Below are 11,563 nucleotides of genomic sequence, written 5' to 3' on the forward strand. Positions count from 1 at the left end.
GTGCCGGGGAAACCGGGGGTCATGCGGGTTCACGCGGCGTCACACTGGCACGGACCGAGGCTGTTCACAGGCGCGGCCAAACGGCCCGGGTGCCGCAGCGCCCGAACCGCCTGACGTCGCCGCAGCAAGGGGACTAAATGCTGTACCGCTCGCCCTCGTGGTCGCCCGGGTGCTCCCTTACCAGCCCGGCGGCCAGGGTGTTGCCGTCCGTGGGGTCGATGACCAGGAACGCGCCGGTGCGGCGGTGGCGGGCGTAGGCCTCAACCGGCAGCGGCGAGGCCAGGCGCAGCTGGGCTGAGCCGATGTCGTTCAGTTCCAGGCTGGATGCTGGCTGCTCCCGGAAATTTTCCAGATCCAGTTTCCCGCTGATGACACGGACCAGCGCCTGCACCGTGCGGCTGCCGTGCTTGATCAGAACCTTGGCGCCTTCTCGCAAGGGTTTGGGCGAAAGCCAGCACAGTTCGCCGTAGAGGTCCTGGCTGGTTTCCGCGAAGGTGCCGGCGGCGGCGATCAGGTCCCCGCGGGCAACATCGATGTCGTCGGCGAGGCGCAGCGACACGGACTGCGGCGCGACCGCCCGCTGCAGTTCGGTGCCGGCAAAATCGATGCCGACGACGACGGTCGGCCGCCCGGAGGGCAGCACCGTCACTCGCTCGCCCACCTGGATGGCACCGGAAGCCACCTGCCCTGCATAGGCGCGGTAATCACGGAAGGCCAAGCCGCCGTCGTCGTCCGCCAGCCCCGGCGCCAGCGCCCCCTGCGGCCGGATGACGGACTGGACCGGGAACCGGAACGGCTCCAGCCCGCCCTCCAGGTCATCCGTCGTCGCCAGCGTTTCCAGGATTTCCAGCAGGCTGGGCCCTGCATACCAGGGCGTGCGCGGGGACGCCGCCACCACGTTGTCCCCCTCCAGCGCCGAAACCGGCACTACCAGCACGTCGGCCAGGCCCAGCTCGGCACCAACCTGACGGACGTTGGCTTCGATGCCGGCGAACACATCCTCGCTGTAGTCCACCAGGTCAATCTTGTTCACCGCGACCAGCACGTGCGGCACCCGCAGCAGGCGCAGCACGGACAGGTGCCGGCGGGTCTGCTCCAGCACGCCCTTGCGCGCGTCGATGAGCACGACGACGGCGTCCGCGGTGGACGCGCCGGTCACGGTGTTCTTGGTGTACTGAACGTGACCGGGGCAGTCGGCCAGCACGAAGGAGCGGCGGTCCGTGGCGAAATAGCGGTAGGCCACGTCGATGGTGATGCCCTGCTCGCGCTCGGCGCGCAGCCCGTCGGTGAGCAGCGCCAGGTCGATCTTCTGGATGCCGGTGGCGTTTGCGCCGCCAAAGCCGCGGTCCGCGGAGGTGCGGGCGACGGCGTCGAGCTGGTCCGCCAGGATGGCCTTGCTGTCGTGCAGCAGCCGGCCCACCAGGGTGGATTTGCCGTCGTCGACGGAGCCGGCCGTGGCGAAGCGGAACAGGGTCGATTCGCCGAGTGCCGGCGGTGAGAGAAGTTGTGCGGTCATCAGAAGTAGCCGTCTTTCTTGCGGTCTTCCATGGCGGCCTCGGAGATGCGGTCATCGGCCCGGGTGGCGCCACGTTCGGTCAGGGTGGAAGCGGCGACCTCGACGACGACGGCGGCGGCATCGGCCGCCGCGGACTCGACGGCGCCGGTGCAGGACATGTCCCCCACCGTCCGGTAGCGCACCGTTTTGGTCACCACCTGCTCCTCCGGGCGCGGCTGAGACACGTCGCCGACCGCCCTCCACATGCCATCGCGGGCAAAGACCTCGCGTTCGTGGGCGTAGTACAGGCCGGGCAGCTCAATCCTCTCGCGCTCGATGTAGCGCCAGACGTCCAGTTCCGTCCAGTTGCTGATCGGGAACGCCCGGACGTGCTGTCCCACCGTGTGCCGGCCGTTGTACAGGTTCCACAATTCAGGTCGCTGGTTGCGTGGGTCCCACTGGCCGAATTCGTCGCGCAGGCTCAGGATGCGTTCCTTGGCCCGCGCCTTGTCCTCGTCGCGGCGGCCGCCGCCGAAGACGGCGTCGAACCGGTTAATTTTGATCGTGTCCAGCAGCGGCACCGTCTGCAGCGGGTTGCGGGTGCCATCCGCACGCTCGGCGAGTTCGCCACGGTCGATGTACTCCTGCACGCTGCCCACCACCAACCGCAGACCCAGCCGCTCCACCGTGCGGTCGCGGAACTCGATGACTTCGGGGAAGTTGTGACCGGTATCCACGTGCAGCACCGGGAACGGCACCCGCCCCGGCCAGAAAGCCTTCGTGGCCAGATGCAGCATCAGCACCGAATCCTTGCCCCCGGAAAACAGCAGCGCCGGCCGCTCAAACTCCGCCACCACCTCGCGGATAATATGGATCGCCTCGGACTCCAGCACGTCCAGCGAGGTCAGCCGCGTCGGTGCCGCCCCCGCTGGTGCGGCCCCGGGTGCCGCCTCCGCACCGAATGCCGCCCCCGCACCTTCGCCGCGCGGCTGATCTTCGATCAGCCCAGCGCGCGGCTCAGTCAGGCCCGATGCCACTCCCAGGGCGGCATTGGGTGCTGCGGCGGCGTCTGCGGGGGCGGCATCAGCGGTGGAGGTGGCCCCCGCCGAAACGATCGTCGTGGAAGTACTCATACGTGGAGCCCGCATTCTGTCTTGGAGGTGCCGGCCCAGCGGCCGGAACGGGGATCTTCGCCGGCGGCGACTTTCTTTGTGCAGGGAGCGCAGCCGATGGACGGATAGCCCTGCCCCAGCAGCGGATTGACGGGCAGGAGGTTGGCCTCGGAGTAGTCGACCACCTCATCGAAGGTCCACGTCACCAGCGGATTAATCTTGACGAGGCCGTTGTTGGCATCCCACGACACCAGCGGGGTGCCGGTCCGGGTGGGAGATTCTTCGCGGCGCACGCCGGTGAACCAGACTTCGTAGCCGACGAGGGACCTTTTCAGCGGTGCGACCTTACGCAGGGCACAGCACTGGCCGGGATCGCGGGCGAAGAGGTCCTTGCCGAGGAGCGAATCCTGCTCGGCAACGGTCTTCGCCGGCAGGACGTCGACGACGTTCACGCGCAGGTTCGCGGCGACGGCGTTCCGCGTGGCACGGGTTTCCGGAAAGTGGTATCCGGTTCGAGGAAGAGCACGTCGATGCCGGGCAGTTGTTCTGCGACGAGGGCGGGCAGCACCGCGTCGGCCATGGAACACGCGACGGCGGCGCTCCGGACGGAGAACAAGCGCGCCACCCAGGCAATAACGTCGACGGCGGAGGCATTCCAGTCCAGTTCAGCGCTGCCCGCCGCGGCCAGTGCCCGCAGCTCATCGTCGCTGCGGCGCGGCGACGCGGTCGGGGCAGCATGGAGGAGCTCACGGGGCGGCACCGGAAACGAACCCGTACTCACTGCAGGTCTCCTTCGTCCGCCGCGAGGGCCCATTCGGCGAATGTTTCGCCGTCGGCACGGCCGGCGATGTAGCTGCGCACGACACGTTCCACGTAACCCGGCAACTCCTCCACTCTCACTTTCAGTCCGCGCACCGTCCGGCCCAACCCGGCTTCCCCGCGATCCACCGAAGCCAGCCCGCCGCCCAGATGGACCTGAAAACCCGGGGTGGGATCGCCGTCGGGCGTTGGCAGCATCATGCCCTTCAGCCCGATATCCGCCGTCTGGATCCGGGCGCAGGAGTTGGGGCAGCCGTTGATGTTCAGTGCGATGGGCTGGGTGAGCTGGCCGCTGTCGACCAGGTCGGCCAGCCGCCGCTCCAGTTCGGTGATGGCGGCGGCGGCGGTGTCCTTGGTGTTGACGATGGCGAGCTTGCAGAATTCGATGCCGGTGCAGGCGATGGTGGAGCGGCGGAACAGGGACGGCCTGGCGCTCAGTCCCAGCTCGTCCAGTGCAGCCACCAACGGCTCCACCCGATCGGCCTGCACGTCCAGCACCACAATTTTTTGGTGCGGCGTGGTGCGCAGACGGTAGGAACCGTGCGCCTCCAGGATGTCCGCGAGCGCGGTCAGCGTGCTTCCGGACAGCCGGCCAACCGTTGGCGTCGCGCCGATGAAGAACCGGCCATCCTTCTGCTCATGGATGCCCACATGGTCCCCCGGAGTGGACGGCTTGGGCGCCGCTGGACCGTCGGGCAGCCTGTGGCCGAGGTACTCATCTTCGAGCACCTGGCGGAACTTCCCGGGACCCCAATCCGCCAGCAGGAATTTCAACCGCGCCTTGTTGCGCATCCGGCGGTACCCATAATCACGGAAAATGCTGGTCACGCCTACCCAGACATCGGCGGCAACCTCCGGGGCCACGAAAGCCCCCAGCCGCTGCGCCAGCATCGGATTGGTGGACAGCGCACCGCCCACCCAGAGGTCATAGCCGGCGCCCAGTTCCGGGTGGACCACGCCCACCAGGGACACATCGTTGATCTCGTGCACCACATCCTGGGACGGGTGGCCGGTGATGGCCGTTTTGTATTTGCGCGGCAGGTTGGCAAAGTCGGGATCACCGATGAACCGATCGCTCAATTCGCGGATCAGGTCGGTTGGGTCAAGGATTTCGTCCTTGGCGATGCCGGCCACCGGGCTGCCCAGGATCACGCGCGGAACGTCGCCGCAGGCCTCGGTGGTGGACAGTCCGACGGATTCGAGCCGGCGCCAGATTTCCGGCACGTTCTCGATCTCAATCCAGTGCAGCTGGATGTTCTGCCGGTCCGTCAGGTCCGCGGAACCGCGGGCGAAGTCGGTGGAGATTCCGCCGATCACACGCAGCTGCTCCGTCCTCAGCGCGCCGCCGTCGATCCGGATCCGCAGCATGAAATAGCGGTCCTCGAGGTCGTGCGGCTCCAGCGTGGCGGTTTTGCCGCCATCGATGCCCTGCCGGCGCTGCGTGTACAGACCCCACCAGCGGAACCGGCCGTGCAGGTCATCGCTGCTGATGCTGTCAAAACCCTGCTCCGCGTAGATCGTCTCGATCCGCGTCCGGCAGCTAAGTCCGCCGTCCTCCTGTTTCCACACCTCGTTGGCGTTCAGCGGGGCAGTGCCGTCCACCTTCCACTGACCGTGCGGCTTGGCCGCCGGCCGGGAGGCGCGCACGGCGTTCCGGGACGGAATGTGGTCCGGGTTCCGGTCAGCTTCGCTGGCGTCGGTGACATGGTTTCGGATGGACTCTGAGGTCGCTCCGGCTAGAGCTGTCTTCGTCATGTCTAGAGACTAGGGCGGCCAGCGCGTCCACCGCGGCGGAAGCGAAACCCAAGGTCACCTGCGGCAACAAATCGTCACATGACTCATCTGGCGCGCGCGGACAGTCACCCGACCGGGCTGTTCCCTAATCGATGTACCGCAGTCCCGCAGCCTCGAGCGGTTCGCGCATGGAATACATGTCCAGGCCAAGCTCGCCCGCGGCGAACCTGCGCCGCTTGCCCTCCTCATTGGCTGCCCGCACGCGTGCCGCCTCGGCCACCGTGCCGGCACGGTCGGCTGGCACGACGACGACGCCGTCAACGTCCGCGATCACCACGTCACCAGGATTAACCAGCGCGTTCGCGCAAATGACGGGAACATTGACCGATCCCAGCGTCGCCTTGATGGTTCCCTTGGCATTGATCGCGCGGCTGAAGACCGGAAAGTCCATCTCTTCCAGTGCTGTCACGTCGCGGCACCCCCCGTCGATGACAAGACCCACGCCGCCGCGGGCGCTGACCGACGTCGCCAGCAGCTCCCCGAAGAATCCGTCCTCGCACTCGGTAGTGCAGGCGGCGACGAGGATGTCGCCGGGTTCCAGCTGCTCGGCTGCCACATGCAGCATCCAGTTATCTCCTGGCTGGAGCAGCACTGTCACGGCGGTGCCGCAGAACCTGGCGCCAGAGTACACCGGCCGAATGTAGGGGCGCATCAGGCCCAGCCCCATTGCCTCATGAATGGTGCTGACGCCAAACTCCGCCAGCGCTTCGACGTGCGCGCGTGCGGGACGGTTAATACTGCGGTAGACAACTCCAAGTTCCTGCATCAGCGTCTTCCTCCTTTAGTTGGTCAGCGGCCCTGCTGCTTCAGAAAGCGTGCCGAGGCAGGATTCCTTAAGCCGAGGACTTCCCTGCCGGCCGGTTCCTACCGGGCCAGGGCTGCTCGGTAGCGCTCCACAACCAACTCCGCCAGAGCGGACGACCCGCCCCCGGCCGGTTGGTCTGGGCCTTTTTGGCCCGCCTGCAGCAGCGGCCCGGCAACGGCGTCCCCACCGGCCTTGAGCAGCTGCTGGTGGAAGAATCCCGGCGCAAGGAGGTAGCTGGCAATAACGACCCGCGCGAACCCTTCCGCCCGCAGCCCGGCAACGGCGTCCGGCACAGCGGGTTCGGCGCTGGCTCCGTACCCGATTCCGATCCGGTTCGGAATGAGGCTGCCCAACAGTCGGGCCATCTCCCGGACGTCCTCATCCGCGTCCGGGACGGAAGATCCAGCGGCGGCCAGCACGACGCCGTCGTCCGCTTCCAAACCAGCGGCCAGCAGGCGATCGTGAAGCAGCCGCGCCAGCTGCGGATCCGGGCCCAGCGGCGCCGCCGCTTTCAGCTCTGGCCGGCTGGCGACCGCGCGCGCGATGTCCACTTGAACGTGGTAGCCGACGGAGAGCAGCAAGGGCACGACGACGGCGGGGGTACCCGCGGGTAGGGCTGCGATCACCTCGGTCAATGCCGGGTGCTGAACGTCAACATAAGCCTCCAGCACGTTCAGACCCGGCTGCTGGGCGGCAACCGCCGCCCGGAGTTGGAAGAGACGCTGCTGGCCGTCCCCGCTGCGGGTGCCGTGGGCGCACGCAATGAGGACCGGGGCCGTCGTCGGGCTCATCGGACGGGCTGGCTGTTGCTGTTGGCGGCCATCCGGGCAGAACCGGCTGCAGCAGCGGCCGCCGGAACGTGGCGGTTCTTGCCAAACGCCGTCCGCAGCGAAAGCTTGCGCGAGTATTCAATGGAGCCGTAGCGGAACAGATGCACGGCAAGGCGCAGCGCGATGAAGCCCAGCACAAAGAGCTCCACGATCACCACGATTGATTCCACCGGGCTCAGCGATCCAAAGGCATTGCGCAGCATGGCCGTGACAGGTGCGGACATCGGAAAATAGGTAAAAATCTGCACGATGATGGCCTGCGGATCGCTGATCACCAGGCTGACGATGTAGAACGGTACGAAGATCAGCGCCATGATGGGTCCGAATACGGTTCCGGCCTCCTTGACCGAGGGCATCACGGCACCGATCGCCACCAGCACCCCGGTGAACAGGATGAATCCCCCCACCAGCAGCAGCACGCCCACAATCATCGGTCCCGGCTGCAGCGTCAGGTGCGACAGGTCAAAGTCCGGAATATTGAGTTTGCTCCGGAAAAGCAGGTAGCCGAGGACCGTCGGTGTGCTGAAAACCAGCATCTGCAGCAGGCCCACCAGGAACAGCGAAATGACCTTTCCCACCACCAAAGTGGTGGGATTGAGGGTGGTCAGGATCATTTCAGTGACCCTGTTTTCCTTTTCCTCCAGCGTGGAGGAGAGCATCTGGTTGGCCAGCAGGATGATTGTGACATAAAAGACCACCAGGCACAGCAGCGGCGGCACCACCGTCCCCAGGCCACCGGACTCCGCACCGTCCTTGTAGGTTTTGGTGTCGGTCTGGAAGTCCCCTTGGATCAGTGCCGCCAGTTGCGGCGATCCGACTTTCTGCTGCGCGGACAGCACCAGCAGCTGCTTGGCGACGGCATCGTAGGCGCCGTTCTTGAAAATGCCCTTGTCCTTGCCGTACACGGCGACGGTGTCCTGCGTCGGGTCCTGGGGATAGGCGAAGAACGCGTCGAGTTTGCCGTCCTTAACGGCGGCGATGGCCGCCACTGGATCCGGCGCCGCGGTTCCGCCGAAGGAGGCGGCGAGCTCGGGGCTGATCAGGTGCGAGGAGTCCGAATAGCTGAATGCCAGCTTGTCGTTCTTCTGGGCGTCGGCGGTGCTGCTGGTGGCGGAGTTACTCAGGTACACCAGGCCAAAGACGATGCCCAGGATGATCGGAATGGCCAGGGTGGCAATCCAGAACCGGCGCTTTTTGACCGTGCGCAGGAATTCGAAGGACACCACGGTGCGCAGATTGTGCCGGCCCATGACTAGTTCCCTTTCGTTCCGGCAGGAACCGGTGCGGATCCGGCCGCATGGTCCGCCTCACCGTAAACTTGGATGAAAATGTCCTCGAGCGATCTTTTGGCGGCAACAAAACCGCGGACCGTGACGCTGGCCTCAATCAGCGAGCGCAGGACGTCGGCCTCATCAACGCCGTCGTGCAGGGCCAGCTCGGCGTAATTCGTTTCGCGCAGCACCACGTCATACGCCGACGACGGCGGAACCGTTCCGGCGTAGCGCAGCCGCACGGTGCGCCCACCATACTGGTTCTGGACTTCGTCGATGGTGCCGTAGGCCTCCGCCTCGCCGTCCTTCAGCAGCACGATGCGGTCGCAGAGGCGCTCAACCTCCTCCATCTGGTGTGTCACCATCACCACGGTTGCGCCGGCTTTCTTCCGATCCTCGATGATGTCCATCAGCAGCCTCCGGTTCACCGGATCAAACCCCTTGGTGGGTTCATCCAGGATCAGCAGCTCTGGGTCGTTCATAATGGTCACGCCCAACTGGATTTTTTGCTGCTGGCCGCCGGAGAGCTTGTCGAGCCGCACGGTGGCCTTGTCCGCGAGATCCACCCGGTCCAGATATCCACAGGAATATTCCTTGGCTGCCTGTGCCGTCAGGCCCTTGAGCCGCCCGAAATACACCATGACATCAAGGACGGATTCCTTTTTGTACAGGCCGCGTTCCTCCGGCAGATACCCCAGTCTGGCGCCATAGGTATCCGAAAAGACCCTGCCATCAATGTGCAGAGTGCCCGCGGTGGGACGATAGATGCCCAGCAGTGCCCGGATCGTCGTCGTCTTGCCCGAGCCGTTGCTGCCCAGGAAGCCGAACGTCTCTCCGCGGTGAACATCGAAGGACAAATCCCGGATAACCGTCTGAGCGCCAAAGTCCATCCGGAAGCCTTCAATGTGCACCAGTGGTTCGCCCTGGGTCTGTACCGAAGTACCTGTCCGCACCGATGTCATTGGCCCAGCTTAGCGAGGGCACCCGGAAGCCGCCGGATCTGCGCCGCAGCCGGCGCGCGCCGTAGGCTTGCAGCGAACCAACCACGGTTCCCTGGAGGAATCGGAGCACAGGCCATGGATTGGAATATCTCACTGACTCTGGACCTTCTCGGCGTCTTCTTTTTCGCCGTGTCCGGCAGCCTGCTGGCCGCACGCCGCGGCTTCGACATTATTGGCTCTCTGCTGCTTGGATCCATGGTGGGCCTGGGCGGCGGCGTGGTCCGGGACGTCATTATCAATGCCGGGGTGCCTGCCGCGTTCTCGCAGCCGCTCTACGTGGTGCCGCCCGTCGTGGCTGCGGTGCTGGTGTACTTCCTGTTCCAGTATGCCGAGCGCGGCGGCCGGCTGCTGACCTTATTCGACGCAGGCGGACTTGCCCTGTTCTGCGTCACCGGCACGCTTAAAGCGCTGACTGCCGGAATGAATCCTGTCACTGCCATCCTGCTCGGCGTCACCACGGCGGTAGGCGGGGGCCTGCTGCGGGACATCACCGCCAACGAGGTGCCGCAGCTCTTCGATTCGAAGGACCTCTACGCCATTCCGGCTTTTCTCGGTGCCGGCCTGACCACGCTCTTGTGGGGCGCCGGTGCCCTAAACCTGCTCACCGGAACAACCACCGCCGTCGTCGTGTTTGGCCTGCGCGTGCTGGCGTGGCGGCAGCGCTGGCACGCTCCGCTGGCGGCGCGCGGCTGGACACGAACCGCCGCCATCCGCGACTAGGATTGTCTTTGCGATCCCCCACCGATTTGGAGCCCTGCATGAGCGACATGTTCCTGGACAAATTCCGCGGTCTCGTGCCCGAATATCTTGAGGAACCGTGGCAGGAGTCCGACGGCATTGAGCTGGCGGAGCTGGACGCAATCCTGGCCGAACACCAGCTGCGGGTGCCGCAGGTGCTGCGCGAGTTTCTGCATGCCGTGGGCAACTGCGAGGAACTGATGGAGGCCTACCACTACTTCTGGGACCCGGAGGAGCTGGAGCTTCAGGACGGTTATTTGCTGTTCCTGGAGGACGAGGACGAGGCTTTCACTTGGGGATTCCGTGCTGATCAGCTCGCGGTTCCGGATCCGATCGTGTGGCGGCGGAACAATGCCAAGGGCAGCTGGGTCAGCGAAGAGGGCACGTTCAGCGAGTTCGTCTTCGACATGTTCGATTGGGTCTTCTCGGACGACGACGACGACTAGCGTCCCGAGCCAACTTCTGACCAGTTTTCCTGGCGACACACCGGCAAATCGGGCAACACGCCGCGTGGATAAGTCACACCGCGGCCAAAGATGGTCAGTTCCAAGAGCCAAGTTCTTCACCCCACAATTGGTCACGGACGCCATCCCCGGCCTCTTTGGAGCACGGCGGCAACCTCAGCCGTCATCCGCTGCGGATGGTGGACAACGTCGTCATAGAAATAGCGCAGGACCAGGTAGCCGCCGACGACCGCCATGTTGTCCCGCCGCCGGTCCTTCTTAATGCTCCGGGGCTCAAAGTGCGTGCCGCCGTCGATCTCCACGACCAGATAGCCCTCCAGCAGGAAATCGACCTCCCCCACCCCGTCGATCCGCACATAGCATTCGGTCCAAAAGCCAGCCTCCCGGAACAGCACCCGGGCAATTGGTTCCAGCAGAGAGTCGGCACGCCGCCCCACAAGGTCCAGCACTGCACGGGCGCCGCCATTCCGGTTCCCTGCCAGATGGCCGCGCAGGAATGCTTTATTGATATCCCCGCGTCCGACGGCGCACTGCACCATGGCCAGTGCTTCGAAGCGGGGCAGGCAATGCAGAGCATCGAGCAGAACGTCGGCCAGGGCGGCTATCGGCTGGATCCGGTTCGGCGGCAACAGGAGCTTTCGATGCGTCACCGCGGAAGGCCGGGGCAGGCCGTTGCGGCAGGAAAGGTGAAGTTCGGCATGACCGTGCAGGCACCAAAGCTGGTAATAAGGCGCAGCTGAGACGCACGTCAGAACGCCCTTGAGCGCGTGGGCCTGCAGGAACAACGGATCCGCCTCGGGCAGTTGGAAGATGCCGCGCTGGACGTTGCTGACGATGCCGTCACGCAGGGCCTGCCGGATCTGGCCGTCGGTGATGCCGCGCCCCATCAGCGATTGGCGGCTCGCGACACCCCCGGAACACTTCATCGCTCGGATAAGGTCCATGCCTGCCATGGTGGCCTGCCAGAGCGCCAGGATCAGTGGGGAAACGGCTGGAAGTGGACAGCGGGCGCCAACCTGCTGGTTGTGCAGGGCCAGTCGGCTAGGCGGCTTCCAACTTCTGACCAGTTTTGCCAGCGACACGCCGACTAGATAGCCGACACGCCGGATTACAAGCTCATGAGTTGGCCAAAGGTGGTCAGATCTCAGAGCACGACGGCGGCAGCGGCTGGACCCCGCCCCAACAGCCCGGCTGGACCCCGCCCCAACAGCCCGGCTGGACCCCGCCCCAACAG

General features: G+C 65.6%; 10 protein-coding genes and 1 pseudogene. 2 read left to right on the top strand and 9 right to left on the bottom strand.

Annotated elements, in window-relative coordinates; genetic code table 11:
* Positions 1-133: 133 nt before the first annotated feature.
* The 8 genes and pseudogenes from IV498_RS03680 to IV498_RS03715 form a co-directional block, all read right to left on the bottom strand.
* Positions 134-1,516, bottom strand: coding sequence for a sulfate adenylyltransferase subunit 1 (locus IV498_RS03680; protein WP_269045198.1), 1,383 nt, complete (start codon positions 1,514-1,516; stop codon positions 134-136).
* On the bottom strand, positions 1,516-2,628 hold the full coding sequence (cysD, locus tag IV498_RS03685; RefSeq protein WP_269045199.1) for a sulfate adenylyltransferase subunit CysD: 1,113 nt from the start codon (positions 2,626-2,628) through the stop codon (positions 1,516-1,518). Before cysD ends, IV498_RS03680 begins: the two co-directional genes overlap by 1 nt.
* Positions 2,625-3,421 (bottom strand): annotated as a pseudogene (locus IV498_RS03690) (phosphoadenylyl-sulfate reductase). The gene cysD and the pseudogene IV498_RS03690 overlap by 4 nt, the downstream one beginning before the upstream one ends.
* Complete coding sequence (locus IV498_RS03695) at positions 3,385-5,181, bottom strand: nitrite/sulfite reductase (protein ID WP_330059152.1); 1,797 nt, start codon at positions 5,179-5,181, stop codon at positions 3,385-3,387. The pseudogene IV498_RS03690 and the gene IV498_RS03695 overlap by 37 nt, the downstream one beginning before the upstream one ends.
* Before the next feature lie 124 nt (positions 5,182-5,305).
* Complete coding sequence (gene ligK / locus IV498_RS03700) at positions 5,306-5,986, bottom strand: 4-carboxy-4-hydroxy-2-oxoadipate aldolase/oxaloacetate decarboxylase (protein WP_269045200.1); 681 nt, start codon at positions 5,984-5,986, stop codon at positions 5,306-5,308.
* A gap of 98 nt (positions 5,987-6,084) precedes the next feature.
* A complete protein-coding gene (locus IV498_RS03705; RefSeq protein WP_269045201.1) occupies positions 6,085-6,816 on the bottom strand; it encodes a sirohydrochlorin chelatase in 732 nt (243 codons plus the stop codon).
* Positions 6,813-8,105 carry an ABC transporter permease gene (locus IV498_RS03710; RefSeq protein ID WP_269045202.1) on the bottom strand — a complete coding sequence of 431 codons (1,293 nt, stop codon included), beginning with the start codon at positions 8,103-8,105 and terminating at the stop codon, positions 6,813-6,815. The genes IV498_RS03705 and IV498_RS03710 overlap by 4 nt, the downstream gene beginning before the upstream one ends.
* A 2-nt stretch (positions 8,106-8,107) precedes the next feature.
* Complete coding sequence (locus IV498_RS03715; protein WP_269045203.1) at positions 8,108-9,016, bottom strand: ABC transporter ATP-binding protein; 909 nt, start codon at positions 9,014-9,016, stop codon at positions 8,108-8,110.
* Between the two features lie 186 nt (positions 9,017-9,202).
* Here IV498_RS03715 and IV498_RS03720 point away from each other — a divergent pair, with 186 nt between their 5' ends.
* Positions 9,203-9,847: a trimeric intracellular cation channel family protein gene (locus tag IV498_RS03720; protein WP_269045204.1), complete on the top strand. Its 645-nt coding sequence runs from the start codon at positions 9,203-9,205 to the stop codon at positions 9,845-9,847.
* Positions 9,848-9,885: 38 nt separating this feature from the next.
* Entirely contained in the window at positions 9,886-10,311 is a 426-nt protein-coding gene (locus IV498_RS03725) for a hypothetical protein (RefSeq protein ID WP_269045205.1), read from the top strand.
* Between the two features lie 131 nt (positions 10,312-10,442).
* Here IV498_RS03725 and IV498_RS03730 read toward each other — a convergent pair whose 3' ends face one another.
* Entirely contained in the window at positions 10,443-11,273 is an 831-nt protein-coding gene (locus tag IV498_RS03730) for an endonuclease domain-containing protein (RefSeq protein ID WP_269045206.1), read from the bottom strand.
* Positions 11,274-11,563 lie beyond the last annotated feature (290 nt).

It is taken from the genome of Paenarthrobacter sp. Z7-10, assembly GCF_026932795.1.
GTDB lineage: Bacteria > Actinomycetota > Actinomycetes > Actinomycetales > Micrococcaceae > Arthrobacter_M.

Bases quoted from the DNA above. Each gene is read 5' to 3' on its own strand.
- IV498_RS03680 (WP_269045198.1), bottom strand. From the start codon at position 1,516: ATGACCGCACAACTTCTCTCACCGCCGGCACTCGGCGAATCGACCCTG.
- cysD (WP_269045199.1), bottom strand. From the start codon at position 2,628: ATGAGTACTTCCACGACGATCGTTTCGGCGGGGGCCACCTCCACCGCT.
- IV498_RS03695 (WP_330059152.1), bottom strand. From the start codon at position 5,181: ATGACGAAGACAGCTCTAGCCGGAGCGACCTCAGAGTCCATCCGAAAC.
- ligK (WP_269045200.1), bottom strand. From the start codon at position 5,986: ATGCAGGAACTTGGAGTTGTCTACCGCAGTATTAACCGTCCCGCACGC.
- IV498_RS03705 (WP_269045201.1), bottom strand. From the start codon at position 6,816: ATGAGCCCGACGACGGCCCCGGTCCTCATTGCGTGCGCCCACGGCACC.
- IV498_RS03710 (WP_269045202.1), bottom strand. From the start codon at position 8,105: ATGGGCCGGCACAATCTGCGCACCGTGGTGTCCTTCGAATTCCTGCGC.
- IV498_RS03715 (WP_269045203.1), bottom strand. From the start codon at position 9,016: ATGGACTTTGGCGCTCAGACGGTTATCCGGGATTTGTCCTTCGATGTT.
- IV498_RS03720 (WP_269045204.1), top strand. From the start codon at position 9,203: ATGGATTGGAATATCTCACTGACTCTGGACCTTCTCGGCGTCTTCTTT.
- IV498_RS03725 (WP_269045205.1), top strand. From the start codon at position 9,886: ATGAGCGACATGTTCCTGGACAAATTCCGCGGTCTCGTGCCCGAATAT.
- IV498_RS03730 (WP_269045206.1), bottom strand. From the start codon at position 11,273: ATGGACCTTATCCGAGCGATGAAGTGTTCCGGGGGTGTCGCGAGCCGC.